Here is a 21,365-nt window from a genome sequence, read left to right as displayed (position 1 = left end):
TCGGAGGGCATTTTTTTCTTGTACTTTTTTAAGTTGTGCGTTATTATAATAACTGTTCTAAAAAATAAATCGTAATGATTACTATTTAAGAGAGGTATCTTACTTATATGAAAAAACTATCTGTATTATTGTTAGTCGCAGTTCTTGCTTTATTTACTGCCGCTTGTGGAGACAAATCGTCCACATCCCAAAAGACTGAGGAAAAAGATAAATTAAGTATTTATACAACGGTTTATCCATTAAGCTATTTTGCACAGCGCATTGGTGGAGATTATGTTGAAGTAGCTTCAATTTACCCAGCTGGTGCGAATGAACACACCTTCGAGCCAACTCAAAAAGATATGATGAAATTAGCAGATGCTGATATCTTTTTCTATATTGGCTTAGGACTTGAAGGCTTTGTAGAAAACGCTAAAAAAACTTTAGCGAACGAAGATGTCACAATGGTGGCAACTGCTGATGACGTTTCAGATGAAAAATTAGCTGTAAGCACAGGACATGTTCATGCAGAAGAGGAAGAACATGAAGCAGACGCTCATGATGAGCATGAGCACGGTACAACCGAGGAAGAGCATGAACATGAAGGTGAAGAACATGGACATGATGAGCATGAGCATGGCGATATCGATCCGCATGTTTGGTTATCTCCTACAATTAGTCAAGACTTAGCACTGGCTATCAAAAACACACTAGTTGAAAAAATGCCAGCTCAGGAGGCAACTTTTAACACAAATTATGATGCATTAGTAAAAGAATTACAGGATTTAGATCAAGATTTCGAAGCAATGACTGACAAAGCACAAAATAAAACATTCTTTGTATCCCATGCTGCATTTGGCTATATTGCTGGTCAATACGGCTTAACTCAAGTGCCGATTGCTGGCTTGAATTCACAAAATGAGCCATCTCAAAAGGAATTAACAAAGATTGTAGACAAAGCAAATGAATTGCACATTCACTATATTTTATTTGAGCAAAATGTCTCTTCCAAATTAGCAGAGATTATTCAAAAAGAAGTTGGTGCAGAATCTCTTGTCTTGCATAATTTAAGCGTATTAACAGCTGATGATGAAAAAAATAAGGAAACCTATTTCACATTGATGCAAAAAAATATTCAAACATTAGAAAAAGCTTTAAGCGTTCAATAATATGAGTAAGGAGGTGCCCCTCTATTGGGACACCTCCTTTATTATGACGTATTTTTCTTGTGGCATCCGTTTTTCCGTTCGATAAAAAGACCCTAGCCACTTCATTGTTTTTTGCTTAGTCACATGCTTAGCTTTTGGCTGAAGGACAACAAAAGCCATTATACTACTTTCTACTAGCATAGGTGGCCACTCAGTAAAGTTAAACTGAACTAAATTGTCTTGTTTATTTGTTTTTTGAGTAACAAGCTTCATCGGCTGCTCCACTAATGGTTGTACGGCTAACCGATTTTCTCCGATGATTGATAACCCCATAATTTCATTCAATTGATGTTGTATAGGTGACGCTAAACTTTGTCTTTTTGTTTCTTCCTGTAAATCTATATATTTTTCGCTTGTTGCAGCAGGGAAACTTGCATAATCCCAGGTATGATCTTGTGCTAATTGGCGATCCGACACTAAAAAATATTGATAGCGAACTTCTCCTTTACGATCAGGCAAAGGGTCATCCCATGTCACATCAATATGATACCAAGCATGATCAAGTTTCACTAATACCCAGGCATGTAGCTGTTCTCCTACTTTTCCTGGTACATATTGTACCTCAAAACCCAGCATTTCTAACATTCGATATAGCACTAAAGCATATGCCTGACAGACGCCCTTATTCTCCGTTAATAATGTATATGGAGAATATTGACTTCCTTCTGTTTCCTTAGAGTATTCCGCGGACAATACAATAAAATCATGTGCAGCCTGTAGTTTTTCTATGTCACTTAATCCATGCATAGGTGCAATAATATTTTCCAAAGTTTGCTCGACAAATAACGCCTCTGTTTGTGATAGATGGTACGTAAATGCAAAGGCAATGACAATATTATTGCTATAACCTTCGTACTTCCATTGGAAACTTGAAATATTAGTATAAATATAAGAGTTTTCAATTGCATTTTTAGTAATTTCTGTTAGTTCATCTTTTATCTCGGCTAAGTCACCAGTATAACGAATCGAGAATTCGGATGATAGATGCATAACTTCTTTATTAATGAGAGATTGTAGTGTTTCAATTGAATGAGCTGTTGCTACATCTTCTTTTTCATAGTTTGCAAATACTTGCACATGACTCATTTGTAGAACAAATAATATAATGACAACATTATATATATATTTCCTCATATGAGTCATTCTCCTTTACTAAATAGTTTATGCCTCTCTTTTTTTATTATGTTAATAAATGATTAATTTCATGCTAAAAGTTCAAATAAAAAAGAAGCCTTCCTTTTTAGAAGACTTCTTAACAAGATTTTTATTGTAATAATTTCCGTCTCAACAATTTATCCGCACCATTGCGCGGAAGACTGTCTGTAATAATCATTTCTTTAGGCACTTTATATTTAGCAAGTTTCTGTAAACAAAAGGCCTTTAGTTGCTCAACAGATACCTGCTCATTTAACACGATAAATGCAATGGGTACCTGACCCCATTGTTCATCAGGCATACCGCATACACCCGCCTCTTTGACAGCTGGGTGTGTGAGTAGTACATTTTCTATTTCTGCAGGATAAATATTTTCTCCCCCTGAAATGATTAAATCTGCCCTTCGATCAATGACGAATAAATAACCCTCTTCATCCACATAACCAATATCACCTGTATGAAGCCAGCCAGCCTTCGTTGCATTTTTTTGTGCAAAACGTCCAATATAGCCAGGTGTGACATGAGGACCTCGAATGCAAATTTCCCCTTCACCTTTAGCATTTGGCTCAGCAATCATAATTTGATTAAAAAATAAAGGCTTTCCAGCAGAACCAATTTTCCTCATAGCATCTTCACTTGCCAATGTGGCTGTCTGTGAAGAGGTTTCTGTCATCCCATATGTTTGTGCGACAGCTAAATTTAACGCATGTGCTCTCGCTAAATAATCAACGGGAACAGGTCCACCTCCAGCTAACATTAACTTAAAATAAGATGACGCTCTCGCATTGCGTTGCTCTAGCGTATGTAGAATTCGTTCCAAGGTCACCGCTACAACAGACATATGGGTGACATCCCCATCCATAATATTTTGTGCGATAGATTCCACATCAAATTGCTCATATAAAAAGATTTGATTTCCATATAGCAGTGAACGCACTAAAATGGAGAACCCACTAATATGGAATAAAGGGACCGCGCATAGCCAAACGTCCTGAGCCTGTAGCCCAATATTTAAAACGGAGGCAGTGGCACTAGCCTGATGATTTCCAACTGTTTGGCGAACCCCTTTTGGGAAGCCGGTTGTACCTGACGTATACATAATAGTTGTTGTTTGATGAAGAGGCCATTCCTTGACAATATCTACTGCACCCTCTGCACCCTTTTCAATTGCTGAAAATAAATGATAGGTTGTTTCAGTTGGTAGCTTTTCTACATCCTCATCGGCAACTAATACCGCTACAGCCTCTGAATCCTCTAGCTGATAAGCTAGCTCATCCTGTGATAGTCTACGATTAAGCATCACCATTTCACATTGCAGATGCATGCAGGCATACATCATGATTACAAGCTCAGGCTTACTTGGCCCCATAATAGCAATTCGATCACCCTGTTGAATACCGAGTGTTACTAATTGTCGAGCACGTTTTATTGATTCATCATTCAATTCTTGAAAAGTCCAGCTTTGCTTTTTAAAGGTAAGTGCCTTGCGGAATGGTGTTAAATAAGCTCTTTGTAAAATCCAGTTAGGATACATCTTTGTCACTCCAATCACCCTACATCTTAACGCTTTCCCATCTAGTTTGTCTATTATCCATGTAGTATCTAGTTTTTTAGTGAATACCTCTATCCTTCATCTATTGAGTTTTATCCACCTTTTAGCCACTTCTATCCCCTATTTTTATCTCCCCTCTGTTCAAGACATATAAAAAGCTCGTATCTCCAAAAGATACGAGCTTTAAACCCCCTACTAATCAAGGGAATCTTGGGAATTGACCGAAATCTGGTTGACGTTTTTCTTTGAATGCATCGCGGCCTTCTTTTGCTTCATCAGTTGTGTAGTAAAGAAGTGTAGCATCTCCAGCCATTTGTTGAAGACCTGCTAAACCATCTGTATCTGCATTCATCGCTGCTTTTAAGAAGCGTAGTGCAGTTGGTGACATTTGAAGCATTTCTTCACACCATTGAACGGTCTCATCTTCCAATTGCGCATAAGGCACAACTGTATTGACTAAGCCCATATCAAGTGCTTGTTGTGCATCGTACTGACGGCATAGGTACCAAATTTCGCGTGCCTTTTTATGACCAATAATACGAGCAAGATAGCCTGAGCCATAACCAGCATCGAATGAACCTACTTTTGGTCCAGTTTGTCCAAAGCGAGCATTGTCAGCTGCAATTGTTAAGTCACAGACAACATGTAAAACGTGACCTCCACCAATTGCGTAGCCAGCTACCATTGCTACTACAGGTTTTGGAATTACACGGATTAAACGTTGTAAATCAAGAACGTTTAGACGTGGAATTTCATCTTCTCCTACGTAGCCACCGTGACCGCGAACTTTTTGGTCTCCGCCTGAGCAGAAAGCATGTTCACCTTCACCAGTTAGAATAATAACACCGATATTTTTATCATCGCGTGCACGTGAGAATGCGTCAATCATTTCCATTACCGTTTTTGGGCGGAATGCATTACGCACTTCTGGACGGTTAATCGTAATTTTTGCGATACCGTTATAGAACTCATACTTAATATCTTCATAAGTATGTAATGTTGTCCATTGACGTGTCATTGAATTGCCTCCTATATCATTAAATTCGTCTCGTTTCTAGCGAGGCGCTAACGTAATCGTATATTACGTTAAATACTCCTCTACTATTGTAGCAAACTCAGCGGGATTTTCCACATGAATTGCATGTCCAGCGTCATTTACTGTTAAATGCTTAACAGTATTTAATAGCGCTTTCATTTCTAGTGCAATTTTACAAAATTTCTCATCCAATGAACCTGTAATTAACAGGACAGGTATTTCTAGTTGCGACAATCTATCCCAATTTGAAGGTTGAACGCCTGTCCCGATACCTCTCAAGCTACCAGCAAGCCCCTCTTCTTTCTGTGATAGTCGCTCTTCTCGAATAGTTTCTCTTACAGTTTTAGGTAGACGTTGCTGTGAAGCAAAAAGCGGTATGCTTTCCCAAGCATTGACAAAGGACAGTACACCATTCGTCATTATTTTTTGCGCTAGTGCTTCATCTCGCTTACAACGTTCATTTTGCTCTTCCATTGTTCGCAAGCCAGGAGATGCACTTTCTAAAATGAGCTGATGTATACGAGCTGGATACGAAATGGCATAGGATAAAGCGATTCTTCCACCCATTGAATAGCCCAACAGCGTAAATTTCTCTAAATGAAGCTGGCAAAATAGTTGTTCTAAATCCTGTAATTGCTCCTCCATAGAAAAACGCTGTACGTGCTGTGGAATAGCTGTTTGACCATGTCCAATTAAATCAACGGCAATAACACGCACATGAGGTAGAGCTTGTGCTAGATTATGCCATGTTGCTGAGCTACCAGTAAATCCATGTAAGGCAACGACTGTATATTCACCGTTTTCATTCCATATATCTACATGGGTTTCAAGACCACGAATCATCCACTTTGTCATGCTTTTAACTCCGCATTAATTCGATTCCATAGACCTCGATGTGCATTCACATTCTCGGTTCTATCTGTAAATATTTCAACTAATCGTAAAGAATGGTTTTTACATGTTGAAAATTTCTCAGAAAGCTCCGATATTGTTTCGACACGTACATAGTCCATATCATACATATGTGCAATGTCACGGAATTCAAGGGCTGTTGGTGTGCCAAATAAATCCTCATAGTGATCTTCAACAGTTGACTGTGGTAAATAGGAAAAAATACCACCACCATCATTATTCATCACAATAATCGTTAAGTTACATTCCTGATATCTGGAAGCAATGAGTCCATTCACATCATGTAAAAAGGCTAAATCACCAATCAGTAAATAACTTTCTCGATTATTTCCCTGACTGAAACCGATTGCTGTTGATACGACACCATCAATCCCGTTCGTTCCTCGATTGGCAAAAACACGTAGATCTTTCGGTGTAGCCAATAAAAATGTATCAATATCCCGTACTGGCATACTACTGCTAACGAAAATATCACTACCGTCAGGAATCATTTTGAGTAAACGACTGACTATAGCACCTTCATCTTTTTCTACCTCTGCGTATTGTTCAATTAACATAGAAGCAAGCTGATTTGCTTTTTGCCATTCGACTAAGTATGTTTCCTCGATAGCCGTTTCAGTGATAGCTAATTCTGTTAGCCACTGATCGACATTCGCATGAATAAAATGCGTAGATACGCCTGTAGCATCTCTAAACATAGGGTCTTCATCGATAATCACATACGCATTTGGGCGTGACTTTGTAATAAATTGCATTATAAACTTCGAAACTGGTTGTGCCCCTATTCGGATTACTGTATCTGGTTGTACCAGTGCTTTGAAGTCATCACTCTTCATAATGGCATCATAGGTTGTCACGATAAATGGTAAACAATCCTCTGGTACGGATGTACGCATATTCGATAAACTTTCAACAATGACAGGCCACTTCAGCTGACGTACAAATTCCCAAACTATGGATAATTCTGTACCAAGAGCTAACTCACCAATGATCATAAAACCTCTTTTAGTTGATTGTATAATAGAGGATAGTTCCTGTTGATCCCCGCGTGTTGGGGTTAATTGTCCCATCCTGCTGTGCTTAAACGTCACTGCTGGTAGCTCCTGCTGTAAATCAATTAATAGTGGTTCACGGAAAGGTACATTAATATGGACTGGTCCAAAAGGTGCGCTCGTGGCAATGGCTACCGCACGAGCAAGATGACGCTCAATAAAGGGCAATGTTGGTTCAGCACCATCTGCTAATGGAAAATCAACACTCCACTTCACATGTGAACCATATAAATTGGGTTGGTTGATAGCCTGTGGAGCGCCTACCTCACGTAATTCATGTGGGCGATCAGCTGTTATAATGATTAATGGTACACGTGCATAGCTTGCCTCCACAATCGCAGGAAAATAGTTAGCTGCTGCTGTACCAGATGTACATAAAAGAACCACAGGCTTAGTAGTTGCCTTAGCAAGCCCTAGCGCAAAGAATGCTGCTGAGCGCTCGTCTACCTGCCGATACATTTTTACTTGTTTAGTAGAAGCAACCGCATAAGCAAGCGGTGTTGAACGTGAGCCTGGACTAACGACAACATTCTCTACACCAGCTTGCACTAGCGATGCGACCATTTTATAAACATAATCTGTTAGTATTTTTCGTTCACTCATGTAATTGTCCCCCTAGCGCACGAAGCATTGGACGGAATTTTACTAATGTTTCTTCATATTCAGATTGCGGCTCTGAATCTGCGACGATTCCACCGCCTGCATATAAATAAGCTTTATCATTTAGTAAGGCTGCTGAACGTATGGCAACTGCAAACTCACCGTTACCCTCTGCATCTAGCCAGCCTATTGGCGCAGCATACAGTCCCCGATTCATCGGCTCATATTTACGGATGGCTGCCAATGCTTCTTTGCGTGGTACACCACCTAAAGCGGGTGTTGGATGTAATGATTTAGTCAATTGTAAGATTGTTGCATCCTGATTTAACTGACCTTCAACAGGCGTATACAGATGTTGAATATCTCGTATTTTTAACAAGCGTGGTCTATCTGGCACCGTCATGTCCACACAATTTTTACGGAATGTTTCCGCAATCATATCCACAACATACTGATGTTCTCCGCCATTTTTAGGGTCATTTAATAAACTTTGTCCAAAAGCCTCATCTTCCTCTGCAGTCTTACCTCGTTTAATTGAGCCAGCAACACAAGAAGAAAATGCTCGACCATCTTCTACTTTCACAAGTCGTTCAGGTGATGCTCCGAAAAATAATAAATTTCTATGCTCTAAACCAAATAAATAGCTTTCTGGTTGTTCATGAATAATTTGAGAAAGTACTTGTGGTGCGGATACATACTCTTTAAATTGCAAAGCAAGTGATCGTGCAATGACCACTTTATCTGCCTTTTTCTGTTTAATTAATGCTGTCACTTGATCGATTGAGACTAAATAAGGCTCTTTATATGGTTCAAAATAACTTATGATTTCAGGTTTTGTATACGTTTTCACTTCTTTAACCTGAGCTGCATGGATTAAATGATCGCGCTCTTTTCTTAGCGCTTCGAACTGATCCTCAGCCTGTTGGTCTTGTGTCAAAAGGTGAATACTTACGTATGCTTTATCATCGCGTATCACCAGTTGAAACGTTGCTAATGCAAAATAAGCCTCTGGGAAATCCGTCCATTCCCCGTCTACATTATTTTGAGGATCAAATGTAAAACCGCCAAACAAAATTGGTTGTAACGCTTGTTGACCTTTTGGACAGTTTTTCGTTATGTTTTTCCATTCCGCTTCAACTGCATCAAAGCGGTTTTCTTTAGCGTTGTTTTGAATAGTATGAGCATGTCCTAGCCCAACTAATGTCATTGTTTTTTCTCTATTTTGCCAATAAAATCGTTCACCTTTATAACATTCCTCGCCAGCTGCATAGAACGCCAGTGCAGATAGGCGACTTACTTCAATTGTTTCCATATAAAAATGAAGGCTTTGGCCCAAAGAGTCCACTTCTACTTCTGTGGCTTGGTACCACTTCTGTTGCATGAAAATTACCTCCGTTGTTGCAATGTACATAATGAATGATGGTTAAATAACACATCATATTTTAGTTGGCAACACGTTATTCGTACTGTTGCTAATTGTTCTTTTTTATTTTCAGTTCATAAATGCATGTTCTATTGTATCACTTTTTTTCATTAAACAGTATGTAATAAGCTGTGAACCTACCCATTTTCTCAATCTTCGTTTAAAATAAGAAGAGTCGACAACATTTGAAGGAGAGAAAGACCTTATGACCAAAGTCATTGAAGCTGATAGGGGTTTTAAAGTGTGGTGGCATTTAACACGTCCACATACTTTAACCGCTTCATTTGTTCCTGTATTCCTAGGAACAGCAATTGCCTTAGCAATTGAAAAAGAAACAATTGATTTTGGACTATTTTTTGCTATGCTCATTGCAAGTATGCTTATACAAGCAGCAACGAATATGTTCAATGAATATTATGATTACAAATTAGGATTAGATAACGAGCATTCCGTCGGGATTGGCGGAACGATTGTCCGTCATGGTGTACAGCCAAAAACAATTATGATGATTGCATTAAGCTTTTATGCTATTGCCATGCTTCTTGGCATTTACATATGTGCCTCAACATCTTGGTGGTTAGCTGTTGTCGGACTTGTTTGTATGCTTATTGGCTTTTTATATACAGGTGGACCATACCCAATCGCCTATTCGCCATTTGGTGAAATTGTTTCTGGCGCAGTAATGGGGATGGGCATTGTATTAATTGCCTTCTATATTCAAGCGCTTACAGTAACACTAGATGCTGTCTTGCTCTCTGTACCAAGCATGATTTTAGTCGGTGCCATTATGCTATCGAACAATATACGTGATATTGTTGGCGATACAGAAGGCGGACGAAAAACCTTAGCTATTTTGGTAGGACGTGATAATGCAATTTCCGTGTTATCAGGCTTTTTTATCGTCTCTTATTTATGGGTGATTGCTCTTGTAGCAGTTGATGGTATTACTTTTTGGGCATTAATCATCTTCCTAAGTGTTCCAAAACCATTACGTGCCATTCAAATTTTCCGAGACAAAAAAGAAGCCAAAGAGGTAATGCCTGCGATGAAATATACAGCGCAAACAAATACATTCTTCGGCTTCCTATTAGGAATCGGTTTATTAATTCATTATTTCTTTTATTAAGATGCGGCAGCCTTAACGGGTTGCTGCTTTTTTTACATAGCGTCGGAAATTTTGGCTTGCAATACCATACACTTCTTCATCTGAAAAGCGTGTACGTAATGCCTCTAGTAAATTTTGTGCCTCTCCTGCATGGGCTAAGCCACTGACAGTCCTATCAATCCCATCAAAATCGGAGCCTAATCCAATATGCTCCACACCTACCAGTTTAGCTAAATGCTCCACATGCCCCACTAAATGGTCTAGTGTTGCACCTTTGCCTATAAAGAGTGGGAAATAAACTACATGGATATGTCCTCCCGCCTCAACAAGTGCCTTTGCCTGGGCATCAGTTAAGTTACGCGGGTGATCACATAGTGCACGTGCATTACTATGGCTTGCAATAATATGCTTTGCAAGCGGCAAGACATCCCAAAAGCTTTGCTCATTTAGATGGGACACATCAATAATAATATCGCGTTCATTTAATAATTGTATAACTTCTTTACCAAATGGCTTTAAACCAAGAGTTGCATCCTGTTCAGCACCATGGGCCACAGCATTTTCTTCATTCCACGTTAAACCTACCAACTTCACCCCTGCATCCAGTACAGCTGTCAGTTTTGTTAAATCTTCGCCAATGGCACTACAGCCCTCTAAGCTTAAAATGGCTCCTATTTCGTGGGGAGCTAATTGATCTAACTGTGCCCAATCTGTAATATGCACCATGCCCTCTGTTTGTAATACGTGAGTATGGAATGCTTCGATTTGGCGCATGACCTCAAGAAATTGCAAATTTTGTGGGATTTTTGGGTCAATAAAGATAGCGAACACTTGCGCCTCTACTTGCCCTAATTGCAATCTTTTTTGATTAGCATGTATTCGTACATCCTCAGCAAAATTAGCCGTTTCAAGAGTAGTTAACTTTAAAAGCGCATCACAATGTAAATCAATAATCTTCATATCCTCACCTCTACAGTTATTATACTGCTTCTGCGAGGAAAAACTTACTAAATTTTATCCTGTGGTGTATCAGAAGAGCCGAATTCCTCCAGCTCAATAAAATCATCTGATTTTGGTGTTGAAGAAAGAACATCTTCTTCCACTGGTCGTAAATTGTCTTCTTTCTTTTCTGCATGTTCCACACATGTCAGAGCTTGCGGCATTGCCTCTAAGCGACCAATTGGAATTTCTTTACCACAGACGGTACAATTGCCATATGTACCGTCTGCCATTGCTTGAAGAGCTTCTTTTATTTCTTCAGCATTATCACCACGATGCTCATCAATAGCCATTTCTGTAAGCTGATCCGTTAAATCACTTGCATTATCAGCTGGATGATTATCATAATTCGATAATTCTGTCGCTTGAGGTCGCTCTGATTCTTCTATTCGTTGTTCTATTTCTTGTAATTCTTGCTCTAGTTGTCTTTTTAATTGTTGCATTACTTGTTGATCCACAATAATCTCCTCCTCATGCTTTCATTTTTTCCTATTTTACGATTTCTAAAACATGTCAGCATAAGGAAGACCTATTTACTTACTTGTATAAGCTATAATGGCGTCATGCAAAAATTGCGCTGCTCCTGTTTCACCACGTTCATCATAATAAGCTGTAAAGCGTTCATCGGCAATATACATTTGTGCCAGCCCTGCATGTGCCTCTTTGGAATACTCTTTCCACGTAAAGTTGAGCCAGCGTTTATGCAACTCTGCAACTTCCATCGCAATGTCACTTGTAGTATCTCCAAGTTTCATTGCCTCTGCTAAACGTTCAAACATTTGCTGTTCTAGCTGTTGCATCGCTTGATATTGTTGCTCCGTCATGTTCATAAGCTTAGCATTGGATGCATCCACTGTTTCATTCCCATATTTCTCACGGATTTCTTTGCCGTACTGCTTTTCGTTATTCTCAATTAACTTTTCTTTAAAGCCTTTAAATTTTTCTTCATTAGACATTGGTTGTTCCTCCTCAATGGATTGTATTGTTTTTTCTACTGTCTGTAAGATCGTTTCCAACTGCTCTTTGCGTTGAAGCAAAGCAGCTCTATGTGTTTTGAGCGCCTCAGCATGCTGAAAATTTGGTGCTTGAATAATAGCCTGAATTGTCGCTAATTTCATATCCAAAGCACGGTAAAATAAAATCTGCTGCAACATATCGACCTCCCATTGGCCATAAAATCGATAACCTGCCTCATTGGTTCTTGCTGGTTTCAGCAATCCAATTTCATCATAATAACGCAATGTTCTTGTACTAACGCCCGATAGTTGAGCAAGCTCCTGAATGGTATATTCCATCTCATCACCTCCACTAATGCTACTGTAAGCTTTGACGCAACGTTAAGGTCAAGAGTTAAAATAAAAAAATTTAATTAAACTTAATTATACTTTCAAATCCTTTTACAAAAGGAAAATAGCAAACTAGTAAATCACTAGTTTGCTATTGATTCGCATATTTCCCATGCCATACTATTTCTCGATAACTCTCTTTATCTGTATCACCTTCTGTATTAATAAACAGCACCCTTGCTTGTTCATTTAGGTGCAAGGCATGTTTTAATTCCTTATATTGTTCATTAGTCATTATTTCATAAAAGCAACCAAATGGCGCCGCTCCTGATTCACCAGCTATAATGCGAGTGTCTGTAGCTAAAGGATTTCCTAGAACGCGCATACCTGTTGCTGCTATTTCTTCCTCACAGGAGATACTTATTTTTGTGTAGGCTTTTAAGATTTGCCAAGCCTGTGGATTCGGTTCACCACAAGCAAGACCTGCCATTATAGTTTGCATCTCCCCACCAACAGTGACAAATTGATCTGTATTTTTCTTAAAGCTTTCATAATAGCAATTAGCGACATGTGGCTCAACCAAGACAAATGTAATATCCTGCTCATAGTATTGCTGTAAAAATGCTACTACTGCTCCGGCAAAGGACCCCACACCAGCTTGCAAAAATACATGTGTTGGGGCTTGCTGAATCTGTTCATCAATCTCCTGTACAAGGGTTGTATACCCCTGCATAATCCATAATGGAATTTCTTCATAGCCTTCCCACATCGTATCTTGAATCAAGACCCAGCCATTTTCTTGTGCAAGCTGTGAGGTATAACGAACAGTATCGTCATAATTCATTGTCGTAATTTCAGCAAAAGCCCCTTCACTTTTAATATGCAGTAACCGCTCAGCGGCGCTACCAGCCGGCATATATATTCTTGCTTGAAAACCCAGTTCTCTTGCAGCCCATGCCACACCACGACCATGATTTCCATCAGTCGTTGAAATAAATGTTAAATTGCCTACTTGCGCTCTTACTTCTGGAGTTTTTAACTGTTCAAACGATAGCTCCTCTATATTCCTTCCAAGCTTATTGGCAACATATTGCGCAATTGCATAAATACCTCCTAAAACTTTAAAGGCATTTAAACCAAATCGATAAGATTCATCTTTAATCATAATTTTTTCTACATCCATATATGAAGATAGTGCCTCAAGATGATGGAGTGGTGTCTTCTCAAATTGCTCATATGTACGCTGAAATTGACCAACCTTCTTCACTTGATCTAGTGAAAAATATGGAAGTATTGCTGTTGCTTGTTTTATATGATCTTGCTCTAAATAATGCTGATTATAAACCCACCTTAATTTTTCCTTCATCGTCATCCCCCTCAATTTATGGTCAATATCTACATCATAGTCTATCTAACTTTAAAGTACCAGGAGAGTATATATTAGGAAGTAAAAAAACTATACATTTATCGAACATCGATAAATGTATAGTTTATAAGAAAATTATTTAACAAAGATTTCTTTCACTTGATCTAGCATAATATTCGCAGCTAAAATGCCTCCAGCCGTATTCCAAATGACATCATCCACCTTATGTGCATTGCCTTTTTGGACAGCTGATAAGTTTTTCCAAAGCGGGTCTTGTGTCCACTCTTGTTCAGTTGCTAGTGCTGAATCATCGCCTGTTGGCATGTACGTGAAGTAGAAAATAACATCCCCATCCATTTGAGGGATTGCTTCTTTCCCTACTTCAATCGCTAAGTTTCCTAGTTTAGCATTATCTTTAAATAAATCTGCTTGCGCTGCAACACGTTTAAATCCTAAAGCATCAAAAATCACACCTGAGAATGAATCTGTGTAATAGATACGAGATTTATCGGCCATAAAGCGTACAAATGAAACTTCTTGGTTGGTTTGTTCTCCAAGTTCTTCTTTCAGAGCTTGTAACTTATCTTCGTAAGCTTTTAGAACTTCTTCACCTTTTGTTTCTTGATTTACTGCTTTAGCGTATAATTTAAAATTCTCTTTCCAGTCACCACGTAATGTATCAGAAAACACAGTTGGAGCAATTTTGCTAAGTTTAGCATAATCTTTTTCTTGTCGTAATTTATTGCCAATGATTAAATCTGGCTTTAAAGAAGCAATTTTTTCGATATTTATTTCATGTTCAATACCGACAACCTCTACACCTTCCATTTGATCCTTGATGTGATCATACCATGGATCGCCTGTCCAAGATTGAACAGCACCTACTGGTTTAATACCTAGAGCTAATAATGCTTCTGTTCCTTCATTAGTTAAAACAACGATACGTTTTGGTGTGTCTTTTACTTCAGTTGTCCCCATTGCATGGTCAACACTGTAAGCATTGCTTTCTTTTGTACTTTCTTCTTTGGCATTATCTTTAGAAGTACCGCATGCTGCCAGAACAAAAATAGCAACCACAGCTAGTAAAACTAATAGTTTTTGAAAAGCTTTTTGCACCTTTTCTTCCTCCATTGTATATGATAAAATATTTAAGCATATTTGACGAGAATGAAAATCACTTTCATCTGTCTAAGAACGATATTAATCGTATTGTATGTAACTATCAAAGTCAATAACTAATTTATTAATTTTCCAAGAAAAGAGTACACGTTAAATATGATATTAAAAAATAATTATTCCAAAATGATTGCTTTACTAGTAGGAGTCATACTATTACTTCTTTCTATGGGGATCAGTATTGTGTATGGTTATGCAAATACTTCTATTCAAACTACGTATGAATCTTTTAGACAATTTAACAATTCAAATGAGCATCTTATTATTCAAAATGTTCGAATTCCAAGAGCTCTTATAGCCAGTTGCGTTGGTGCTTCATTAGCTATTACAGGCGTGCTTATGCAGACCTTAACGAAAAATCCATTAGCCTCTCCTGGAATTTTGGGCATTAATGCAGGAGCAGGCTTTGCTGTTGTCTTTGCCATGATTTTTTTCCACATTTCAAGCTTGCAATCTTTTGCGTGGATTGCATTTCTTGGTGCTGCAATCGCTGCTTTATCCGTTTATGGGATTAGTTTCTCAGGTAGAGATGCTGTTACTCCAGTGAAAATAACTTTAGCTGGTGCTGCCATCAGTGCCCTATTTGCATCATTTACACAAGGTTTACTCGCTACAAATGAAGCAGAGCTTGATCAAGTTTTGTTTTGGTTAGCAGGTTCTGTACAAGGTAGAAAACTTGAAATTCTACTATCTGTTCTACCGTATCTAGTAATTGGGTGGATTGCTGCCCTCATCATTTCCCCCAAAATGAATATTCTTGCTCTTGGCGATGATGTAGCAAGAGGTCTTGGTTTACGTTTAGGACTTATGAAGATATTGGTCGGTCTTATTGTTATTTTTTTAGCAGGGGGAGCAGTTGCAATTGCTGGCCCCATTGGTTTTATAGGGATTGTCGTTCCCCATTTTGCGCGCAAGTTTGTCGGCACTGATCATCGATGGCTTATTCCTATGGCTGCTTTACTTGGGGGGATACTTTTATTGCTGGCTGATGTTGCGGCTCGTTATATTATTATGCCACAAGAAGTTCCAGTAGGCGTCATGACTGCTATGATTGGCACACCATTCTTTATTTACCTTGCGCGAAAAGGTGGAAAAAAATAATGAAACATGTAAAAACAATTCGTTTACTTCAACAAAAAATTTCATTTTTAATAGATGTACAAGCTATAAAAAAATTAACAGTGATTTGCATACTAACTCTTGCCGTTTTCTTTCTTAGTGCATCATTTGGTGATTCATTCATCAATCCATTTAAAGTTTTACAAGCTTTTTTTGGTTACGGCTCAGATTTTGATCAACTGATTATTATTGATTTTCGAATGCCTCGAATTTTCATGGCCTTGTTTGCTGGAATGGCATTAGCCGTCGCAGGTGCAGTTTTACAAGGAATCATTAAAAATCCACTTGCCTCACCTGATATAATCGGCATATCTGCTGGTGGTGGGGCAGCGGTTGTTGGTTTCTTAGCCATTTTCAGTGATTCTAATCACTCTTTAACAGTTAGTATAGAGTGGTTGCCATTAGCAGGATTCATAGGTGCTACTATCGTCGGATGTATAGTCTACCTATTTGCTTGGAAAGATGGTGTCACACCAAATCGTCTTGTCTTAATCGGTATTAGCGTGTCGGCATTCATGCAAGCAATTACTACAATGTTAATGATTATCGGCCCAATTTATCAAGCAAGTGAAGCGAATAAATGGATTACGGGTAGTGTCAAAAGTTCGGATTGGGATCAAGTACAAATCGTTGTTCCATTGATTTTTGTACTTCTACTTATAACCTTTTTTATTACTCGGCAGTTAAATGTTCAAGAATTAGGTGATGATACAGCATCAAGCCTAGGGCAGCCTGTTCAAAAAACACGCCTTTACTTAATTCTATTATGCTCCAGTTTAGTAGCGAGTGCCATAGCATTTGCTGGTGCTATTGGGTTTGTAGGATTAATGGCTCCTCATATTGCACGACGCATTGTTGGTTCATCGTTCGGTGTACTTATTCCGGCATCCGCAGCAATTGGTGCATTGCTTGTAATGGTTGCAGATATTATAGGTCGTACAGCATTTAGCCCATTAGAAGTACCCGCAGGCGTCTTTACTGCTGCTATCGGTGCTCCTTACTTTATCTATTTATTATTTAGAAACCCTAAAAAATAAAGGAGTCTATACTACATGACTGAATCTTTATTAACCAAATCTCTAACATTAAGTTATGGTGATTTCAATATTATCGAAGATCTCAATTTATCTATTCCTTTGAATGAAATTACTGTATTAATCGGAGCGAATGGCTGTGGTAAATCCACACTCTTACGCTCCATTGCTCGATTATTAAAACCTAAAAAAGGCTCCGTTTTATTAGACGGTGAGGATATTTTTAAATTATCAACAAAACAAGTGGCTAAAAACCTCTCTATTCTTCCTCAATCTCCTGTTGCACCAGAAGGCTTAACTGTCCTACAACTTGTGAAACAAGGTCGCTATCCTTACCAAAGTTGGCGACAACAGTGGACTGAAAAGGATGAAGAAATCGTTTTAAGCGCTTTAAAAGCTACAGGTACAGAGCATTTACAAGATAGACCAGTAGATGAGCTATCAGGAGGACAACGTCAACGTGCTTGGATAGCTATGACGCTTGCTCAAGATACAGATATCATTCTTTTAGACGAGCCTACGACATACTTAGATTTAACTCATCAAATAGACGTTTTAGATTTACTATTCGAATTGAACCAACAGCAAAAGCGAACTATTATTATGGTACTACATGATATTAATCTTGCTTGTCGCTATGCCGATCATATTATTACAGTGCGTGACCGTGGTGTCTATCGTCAAGGGAAACCAGAAGAAATTATGACCACTGATTTAGTTAATCATGTGTTTGACCTTGATTGCCAAATGACGACAGATCCAATATTTGGTACACCTCTTTGCATCCCATATGGAAAAGGGCGAAAAATTTAATCGCTAATTTGAAAAACAACAAGCCTACACAGTTTAATCCTTCTGTGTAGGCTTTCATTTATTATAGCTTTGTTATAAATCTAAATATCAAGTAAATTAAAAAGTGCAGTAGATGTAAATTCATCTACTGCACTTAGTATGACCCGTACGGGATTCGAACCCGTGTTACCGCCGTGAAAGGGCGGTGTCTTAACCACTTGACCAACGGGCCCATGGCGGAGAAGGAGGGATTTGAACCCTCGCGCCGGTTACCCGACCTACACCCTTAGCAGGGGCGCCTCTTCAGCCTCTTGAGTACTTCCCCAAAATAAAAATGGCTCCGAAGGCAGGACTCGAACCTGCGACAACCTGATTAACAGTCAGGTGCTACTACCAACTGAGCTACTTCGGAATAATGGTGGGCCTAAATGGACTCGAACCATCGACCTCACGCTTATCAGGCGTGCGCTCTAACCAGCTGAGCTATAGGCCCTTGGAGCGGGTGATGGGAATCGAACCCACGACATCAGCTTGGAAGGCTGAGGTTTTACCATTAAACTACACCCGCATAAATGGTGGGTCAGGACGGAATCGAACCGCCGACACTTAGAGCTTCAATCTAATGCTCTACCAACTGAGCTACTGACCCATTTCGTCCATGCTAAGCTTGCTCACTTTTTTGCTTCTCATGACTTTTATTTTAAAAATGGCGGTCCCGACCGGGATCGAACCGGCGATCTCCTGCGTGACAGGCAGGCATGTTAACCGCTACACCACGGGACCTTTTGGTTGCGGGGGCCGGATTTGAACCAACGACCTTCGGGTTATGAGCCCGACGAGCTACCACTGCTCCACCCCGCGATAATTTTATGTTGTTTCGAGTTTTTAAAGCACCATTTATAAAAATTTAAAACTGGAGGAGGTAGAGGGATTCGAACCCCCGCGCGGTGTTACCCGCCTGTCGGTTTTCAAGACCGATCCCTTCAGCCAGACTTGGGTATACCTCCGTTACAATATATAAATGGTGGACCTTGCAGGACTCGAACCTGCGACCGGACGGTTATGAGCCGTCTGCTCTAACCAACTGAGCTAAAGGTCCTTTAAGATGGCGGCAGAGGGGATCGAACCCCCGACCTTACGGGTATGAACCGTACGCTCTAGCCAGCTGAGCTACGCCGCCAGGATCTTTATACTGGTTAATTTACTTATGGTGGAGCCTAGCGGGATCGAACCGCTGACCTCCTGCGTGCAAGGCAGGCGCTCTCCCAGCTGAGCTAAGGCCCCATAATTTTTTGGAAATGGTCGGGAAGACAGGATTCGAACCTGCGACCCCTTGGTCCCAAACCAAGTGCTCTACCAAGCTGAGCTACTTCCCGTTGTTCTTTTGGCGCGCCCGACAGGAGTCGAACCCATAACCTTCTGATCCGTAGTCAGACGCTCTATCCAATTGAGCTACGGGCGCATTTAAAATGGTGCCGAGGACCGGAATCGAACCGGTACGGTAGTCACCTACCGCAGGATTTTAAGTCCTGTGCGTCTGCCAGTTCCGCCACCCCGGCACATTTGGAGCGGAAGACGAGGTTCGAACTCGCGACCCCCACCTTGGCAAGGTGGTGTTCTACCACTGAACTACTTCCGCATGTGCATAAGCTTTTTTATCTGGCAATGAAAATAATGGTGCGGGTGAAGGGAGTCGAACCCCCACGCCTTGCGGCGCTAGATCCTAAGTCTAGTGCGTCTGCCAATTCCGCCACACCCGCTTATTATTATTTATAAATGGTGAGCCATGAAGGACTCGAACCTTCGACCCTCTGATTAAAAGTCAGATGCTCTACCAACTGAGCTAATGGCTCGAAAAAATGGTGCCGGCTATAGGAATCGAACCCACGACCTACTGATTACAAGTCAGTTGCTCTACCTGCTGAGCTAAACCGGCATATGGTGGAGGATGACGGGCTCGAACCGCCGACCCTCTGCTTGTAAGGCAGATGCTCTCCCAGCTGAGCTAATCCTCCTGGGTATTATGCCTAGCGACGTCCTACTCTCACAGGGGGAAGCCCCCAACTACCATCGGCGCTAAAGAGCTTAACTTCCGTGTTCGGTATGGGAACGGGTGTGACCTCTTTGCCATCATCACTAGACTTTGTTATGTATCTTGTTTTGAAGTTGTTTACCTGTCCTTCAAGACAAGAATTATTGTATAACGTTTTCTAACATTGTGCAATACTTTTTTATAAAAAAAAGAAATTATTACTTTTTAAAGATATTTTTGTTAAGTAAGAGAAAATATTGCCCTGCAAAATATTATAGCAATTGTTGGTTCAAAAGAAAACAATTATTTTATTTGGCCGATATTATTAGCTTATAATCTATTTCACTACAAGTGAAGAATATAGATAATCCTTCACTCGTCTTTTCGTTAAATATTTGAAAGCTCTATTTTTAATTTTACAATATCCTCAAGTGTAGTGGAAGGTCCAAAAGATATTCTAAAAAATTGGCGTGCCGCTTCCAAAGAGAACCCCATTGATAGAATAGCCTTTGTTCCCGATTCACTATGAATATCACATGCACTACCTGTAGAGATACAGATTCCCGCCTCATTTAACTTTAAAAGAACATATTGCCCCTCTACTTTTTCCATCATTACCCCACAAATATTAGGTAGTTGCTGTTTACACTCAACGAGCTGACATTTTTCAGGTAAATTATTTTCAAAATAATTTCTTAGCGTTTCATAATGTTGCAATTCATATTGATAGTTTTCAATTGCCGCGGCAAAGGCCACGATTGCAGGAGTATCTAATGTCCCCCCTCTAAGACCCCTCTCATGTGTCAAACCTGGTGTTAATGCAGGTACTCTGATTGCAGGGTTCAGATATATAGCACCACAGCCCTTTGGTCCGCCTATTTTATGAGCCGAGATGGTAATCGCATCTGCCCCTTGTGGTATAGCTAGTTTGCCAAATGATTGTACACAATCAACATGACAGAATATATTTGTTTTTCTTGCCATCTTTACGATTTTCTCTACAGGCTGGATTGAACCAATTTCAGAATTGACATGTTGAATGGTAATCAAAGCAGTCTCTTCCCGGATTGCTTGTTGCAATTGCCCCAGATCAACACAACCATCCTTCTGCAAAGGTAATTTTGTTACAGTAAAGCCCTTTTTCTCAAGTGTATTCAAAGCCGCATGCACTGACGTATGCTCAGCTTGAGATGAAATAATGTGTTTTCCTTTTTTTGAGGCTAGCGCTAACGACAAGATGGCTATGAGATTTCCTTCTGTTCCACTACCCGTAAAAATTACGCCATCACTAGTTACACCTAGGGCTTGGGCTACAACCTCCCTTGATTGCTGGACAAAATAAAAAGCTTGTCCCCCTAAATCATGCAAACTCGCACTATTTCCATAATACCGTTGTGCCACCTCTACATATGCCTCAAGAGATTCCCTCATCATAGGTGATGTTGCAGCATAATCCATATAAATCATCGTCTTCTTCCTCTCTTGTTCATCAGGTCTTGTTTTCTTTTATATTTTATGTAAAGATAAGTGTCAAGACAA

Annotated in this window: 17 protein-coding genes, 20 tRNA genes and 1 rRNA gene; 5 read left to right on the top strand and 33 right to left on the bottom strand. The window is 39.7% G+C overall.

Annotated features, from left to right (window positions below):
* Positions 1 to 107 precede the first annotated feature (107 nt).
* Positions 108 to 1,148 carry a zinc ABC transporter substrate-binding protein gene (locus AAJG31_RS19090; RefSeq protein ID WP_054549905.1) on the top strand — a complete coding sequence of 347 codons (1,041 nt, stop codon included), beginning with the start codon at positions 108 to 110 and terminating at the stop codon, positions 1,146 to 1,148.
* Between the two features lie 21 nt (positions 1,149 to 1,169).
* On the opposite strand, the gene AAJG31_RS19085 is transcribed toward AAJG31_RS19090, so the two are convergent.
* The 6 genes from AAJG31_RS19085 to AAJG31_RS19060 form a co-directional block, all read right to left on the bottom strand.
* Positions 1,170 to 2,321, bottom strand: a complete 1,152-nt coding sequence (locus tag AAJG31_RS19085; protein WP_048391056.1) for a transglutaminase domain-containing protein — start codon at positions 2,319 to 2,321, stop codon at positions 1,170 to 1,172.
* Between the two features lie 130 nt (positions 2,322 to 2,451).
* On the bottom strand, positions 2,452 to 3,876 hold the full coding sequence (locus AAJG31_RS19080) for an o-succinylbenzoate--CoA ligase (protein WP_054549904.1): 1,425 nt from the start codon (positions 3,874 to 3,876) through the stop codon (positions 2,452 to 2,454).
* A gap of 217 nt (positions 3,877 to 4,093) precedes the next feature.
* Entirely contained in the window at positions 4,094 to 4,912 is an 819-nt protein-coding gene (menB, locus tag AAJG31_RS19075) for a 1,4-dihydroxy-2-naphthoyl-CoA synthase (RefSeq protein ID WP_004225917.1), read from the bottom strand.
* 63 nt (positions 4,913 to 4,975) lie between these two features.
* Entirely contained in the window at positions 4,976 to 5,785 is an 810-nt protein-coding gene (menH, locus tag AAJG31_RS19070) for a 2-succinyl-6-hydroxy-2,4-cyclohexadiene-1-carboxylate synthase (protein ID WP_066038110.1), read from the bottom strand.
* Positions 5,782 to 7,497 carry a 2-succinyl-5-enolpyruvyl-6-hydroxy-3-cyclohexene-1-carboxylic-acid synthase gene (gene menD / locus AAJG31_RS19065; protein ID WP_279495833.1) on the bottom strand — a complete coding sequence of 572 codons (1,716 nt, stop codon included), beginning with the start codon at positions 7,495 to 7,497 and terminating at the stop codon, positions 5,782 to 5,784. Before menD ends, menH begins: the two co-directional genes overlap by 4 nt.
* Positions 7,490 to 8,875 carry an isochorismate synthase gene (locus tag AAJG31_RS19060; protein ID WP_048391047.1) on the bottom strand — a complete coding sequence of 462 codons (1,386 nt, stop codon included), beginning with the start codon at positions 8,873 to 8,875 and terminating at the stop codon, positions 7,490 to 7,492. Before AAJG31_RS19060 ends, menD begins: the two co-directional genes overlap by 8 nt.
* A 247-nt stretch (positions 8,876 to 9,122) precedes the next feature.
* On the opposite strand from AAJG31_RS19060, the gene AAJG31_RS19055 reads away from it, so the two are divergent.
* Complete coding sequence (locus AAJG31_RS19055) at positions 9,123 to 10,043, top strand: 1,4-dihydroxy-2-naphthoate polyprenyltransferase (RefSeq protein WP_054549900.1); 921 nt, start codon at positions 9,123 to 9,125, stop codon at positions 10,041 to 10,043.
* A gap of 12 nt (positions 10,044 to 10,055) precedes the next feature.
* Here the strand turns inward: AAJG31_RS19055 and AAJG31_RS19050 are convergent, their stop codons facing one another.
* The 5 genes from AAJG31_RS19050 to AAJG31_RS19030 form a co-directional block, all read right to left on the bottom strand.
* Positions 10,056 to 10,982, bottom strand: coding sequence for a dipeptidase (locus tag AAJG31_RS19050; protein WP_066038114.1), 927 nt, complete (start codon positions 10,980 to 10,982; stop codon positions 10,056 to 10,058).
* A 47-nt stretch (positions 10,983 to 11,029) separates the two neighbouring features.
* The gene (locus tag AAJG31_RS19045) at positions 11,030 to 11,479 is read right to left on the bottom strand and encodes a TraR/DksA C4-type zinc finger protein (protein ID WP_131521250.1); all 450 of its coding nucleotides are present in this window, start codon (positions 11,477 to 11,479) and stop codon (positions 11,030 to 11,032) included.
* Positions 11,480 to 11,554: 75 nt separating this feature from the next.
* Positions 11,555 to 12,316 (bottom strand): MerR family transcriptional regulator, encoded by a 762-nt coding sequence (locus AAJG31_RS19040; protein WP_048391040.1) that lies wholly within the window; start codon positions 12,314 to 12,316, stop codon positions 11,555 to 11,557.
* Between the two features lie 142 nt (positions 12,317 to 12,458).
* The gene (locus AAJG31_RS19035) at positions 12,459 to 13,673 is read right to left on the bottom strand and encodes a diaminopropionate ammonia-lyase (RefSeq protein WP_054549897.1); all 1,215 of its coding nucleotides are present in this window, start codon (positions 13,671 to 13,673) and stop codon (positions 12,459 to 12,461) included.
* A gap of 135 nt (positions 13,674 to 13,808) precedes the next feature.
* Entirely contained in the window at positions 13,809 to 14,804 is a 996-nt protein-coding gene (locus AAJG31_RS19030) for an iron-siderophore ABC transporter substrate-binding protein (RefSeq protein WP_054549896.1), read from the bottom strand.
* A 144-nt stretch (positions 14,805 to 14,948) separates the two neighbouring features.
* On the opposite strand from AAJG31_RS19030, the gene AAJG31_RS19025 reads away from it, so the two are divergent.
* Genes AAJG31_RS19025 through AAJG31_RS19015 form a run of 3 tightly spaced genes read left to right on the top strand, consistent with a single transcriptional unit; the run spans position 14,949 to position 17,815 of the window.
* Positions 14,949 to 15,950 carry an iron ABC transporter permease gene (locus AAJG31_RS19025; RefSeq protein ID WP_048391034.1) on the top strand — a complete coding sequence of 334 codons (1,002 nt, stop codon included), beginning with the start codon at positions 14,949 to 14,951 and terminating at the stop codon, positions 15,948 to 15,950.
* On the top strand, positions 15,950 to 17,005 hold the full coding sequence (locus AAJG31_RS19020) for an iron ABC transporter permease (protein ID WP_054549895.1): 1,056 nt from the start codon (positions 15,950 to 15,952) through the stop codon (positions 17,003 to 17,005). Before AAJG31_RS19025 ends, AAJG31_RS19020 begins: the two co-directional genes overlap by 1 nt.
* Positions 17,006 to 17,020: 15 nt before the next feature.
* Complete coding sequence (locus tag AAJG31_RS19015) at positions 17,021 to 17,815, top strand: ABC transporter ATP-binding protein (RefSeq protein WP_054549894.1); 795 nt, start codon at positions 17,021 to 17,023, stop codon at positions 17,813 to 17,815.
* 139 nt (positions 17,816 to 17,954) lie between these two features.
* Here the strand turns inward: AAJG31_RS19015 and AAJG31_RS19010 are convergent.
* The 22 genes from AAJG31_RS19010 to AAJG31_RS18905 all read right to left on the bottom strand — a co-directional run bounded on the left by AAJG31_RS19010 (position 17,955) and on the right by AAJG31_RS18905 (position 21,284).
* Positions 17,955 to 18,026: transfer RNA gene (locus AAJG31_RS19010), tRNA-Glu, on the bottom strand.
* Between the two features lie 2 nt (positions 18,027 to 18,028).
* Positions 18,029 to 18,119 (bottom strand) — tRNA-Ser (locus tag AAJG31_RS19005).
* A gap of 10 nt (positions 18,120 to 18,129) precedes the next feature.
* A tRNA-Asn gene (locus AAJG31_RS19000) sits at positions 18,130 to 18,206 on the bottom strand.
* Positions 18,207 to 18,210: 4 nt separating this feature from the next.
* Positions 18,211 to 18,287, bottom strand: a tRNA-Ile gene (locus AAJG31_RS18995).
* A gap of 1 nt (position 18,288) precedes the next feature.
* A tRNA-Gly gene (locus AAJG31_RS18990) sits at positions 18,289 to 18,362 on the bottom strand.
* 5 nt (positions 18,363 to 18,367) lie between these two features.
* A tRNA-Phe gene (locus AAJG31_RS18985) sits at positions 18,368 to 18,443 on the bottom strand.
* A 58-nt stretch (positions 18,444 to 18,501) separates the two neighbouring features.
* Positions 18,502 to 18,577 (bottom strand) — tRNA-Asp (locus tag AAJG31_RS18980).
* Between the two features lie 3 nt (positions 18,578 to 18,580).
* Positions 18,581 to 18,655 (bottom strand) — tRNA-Met (locus AAJG31_RS18975).
* A gap of 53 nt (positions 18,656 to 18,708) precedes the next feature.
* Positions 18,709 to 18,801, bottom strand: a tRNA-Ser gene (locus AAJG31_RS18970).
* Positions 18,802 to 18,816: 15 nt separating this feature from the next.
* Positions 18,817 to 18,893, bottom strand: a tRNA-Ile gene (locus AAJG31_RS18965).
* 7 nt (positions 18,894 to 18,900) lie between these two features.
* A tRNA-Met gene (locus AAJG31_RS18960) sits at positions 18,901 to 18,974 on the bottom strand.
* Between the two features lie 28 nt (positions 18,975 to 19,002).
* Positions 19,003 to 19,078: transfer RNA gene (locus tag AAJG31_RS18955), tRNA-Ala, on the bottom strand.
* 15 nt (positions 19,079 to 19,093) lie between these two features.
* Positions 19,094 to 19,170, bottom strand: a tRNA-Pro gene (locus AAJG31_RS18950).
* 9 nt (positions 19,171 to 19,179) lie between these two features.
* A tRNA-Arg gene (locus tag AAJG31_RS18945) sits at positions 19,180 to 19,256 on the bottom strand.
* A gap of 8 nt (positions 19,257 to 19,264) precedes the next feature.
* Positions 19,265 to 19,353, bottom strand: a tRNA-Leu gene (locus AAJG31_RS18940).
* Positions 19,354 to 19,358: 5 nt separating this feature from the next.
* Positions 19,359 to 19,433: transfer RNA gene (locus AAJG31_RS18935), tRNA-Gly, on the bottom strand.
* A gap of 36 nt (positions 19,434 to 19,469) precedes the next feature.
* Positions 19,470 to 19,554: transfer RNA gene (locus AAJG31_RS18930), tRNA-Leu, on the bottom strand.
* A gap of 17 nt (positions 19,555 to 19,571) precedes the next feature.
* A tRNA-Lys gene (locus AAJG31_RS18925) sits at positions 19,572 to 19,647 on the bottom strand.
* Between the two features lie 7 nt (positions 19,648 to 19,654).
* Positions 19,655 to 19,730, bottom strand: a tRNA-Thr gene (locus AAJG31_RS18920).
* A 3-nt stretch (positions 19,731 to 19,733) separates the two neighbouring features.
* Positions 19,734 to 19,809, bottom strand: a tRNA-Val gene (locus tag AAJG31_RS18915).
* A gap of 10 nt (positions 19,810 to 19,819) precedes the next feature.
* Positions 19,820 to 19,935: ribosomal RNA gene (rrf, locus tag AAJG31_RS18910) — 5S ribosomal RNA — on the bottom strand.
* 278 nt (positions 19,936 to 20,213) lie between these two features.
* A complete protein-coding gene (locus AAJG31_RS18905; protein ID WP_279496381.1) occupies positions 20,214 to 21,284 on the bottom strand; it encodes a cysteine desulfurase family protein in 1,071 nt (356 codons plus the stop codon).
* Between the last annotated feature and the right edge of the window lie 81 nt (positions 21,285 to 21,365).

This window comes from Lysinibacillus sp. BS3 (genome assembly GCF_039614735.1).
GTDB lineage: Bacteria > Bacillota > Bacilli > Bacillales_A > Planococcaceae > Lysinibacillus > Lysinibacillus capsici.
The sequence above is the reverse complement of the archived record's forward strand: the minus strand, read 5'-3'. Positions and strand labels throughout refer to the sequence as shown.

Excerpts from the sequence above, each read along its gene's own strand:
- AAJG31_RS18905 (WP_279496381.1), bottom strand. The coding sequence starts at position 21,284 with ATGGATTATGCTGCAACATCACCTATGATGAGGGAATCTCTTGAGGCA.
- AAJG31_RS19055 (WP_054549900.1), top strand. The coding sequence starts at position 9,123 with ATGACCAAAGTCATTGAAGCTGATAGGGGTTTTAAAGTGTGGTGGCAT.
- AAJG31_RS19080 (WP_054549904.1), bottom strand. The coding sequence starts at position 3,876 with ATGTATCCTAACTGGATTTTACAAAGAGCTTATTTAACACCATTCCGC.
- AAJG31_RS19050 (WP_066038114.1), bottom strand. The coding sequence starts at position 10,982 with ATGAAGATTATTGATTTACATTGTGATGCGCTTTTAAAGTTAACTACT.
- AAJG31_RS19025 (WP_048391034.1), top strand. The coding sequence starts at position 14,949 with ATGATATTAAAAAATAATTATTCCAAAATGATTGCTTTACTAGTAGGA.
- AAJG31_RS19030 (WP_054549896.1), bottom strand. The coding sequence starts at position 14,804 with ATGGAGGAAGAAAAGGTGCAAAAAGCTTTTCAAAAACTATTAGTTTTA.
- menH (WP_066038110.1), bottom strand. The coding sequence starts at position 5,785 with ATGACAAAGTGGATGATTCGTGGTCTTGAAACCCATGTAGATATATGG.
- AAJG31_RS19040 (WP_048391040.1), bottom strand. The coding sequence starts at position 12,316 with ATGGAATATACCATTCAGGAGCTTGCTCAACTATCGGGCGTTAGTACA.
- menB (WP_004225917.1), bottom strand. The coding sequence starts at position 4,912 with ATGACACGTCAATGGACAACATTACATACTTATGAAGATATTAAGTAT.
- AAJG31_RS19090 (WP_054549905.1), top strand. The coding sequence starts at position 108 with ATGAAAAAACTATCTGTATTATTGTTAGTCGCAGTTCTTGCTTTATTT.
- AAJG31_RS19020 (WP_054549895.1), top strand. The coding sequence starts at position 15,950 with ATGAAACATGTAAAAACAATTCGTTTACTTCAACAAAAAATTTCATTT.
- AAJG31_RS19085 (WP_048391056.1), bottom strand. The coding sequence starts at position 2,321 with ATGAGGAAATATATATATAATGTTGTCATTATATTATTTGTTCTACAA.
- AAJG31_RS19035 (WP_054549897.1), bottom strand. The coding sequence starts at position 13,673 with ATGAAGGAAAAATTAAGGTGGGTTTATAATCAGCATTATTTAGAGCAA.
- AAJG31_RS19015 (WP_054549894.1), top strand. The coding sequence starts at position 17,021 with ATGACTGAATCTTTATTAACCAAATCTCTAACATTAAGTTATGGTGAT.
- menD (WP_279495833.1), bottom strand. The coding sequence starts at position 7,497 with ATGAGTGAACGAAAAATACTAACAGATTATGTTTATAAAATGGTCGCA.
- AAJG31_RS19060 (WP_048391047.1), bottom strand. The coding sequence starts at position 8,875 with ATGCAACAGAAGTGGTACCAAGCCACAGAAGTAGAAGTGGACTCTTTG.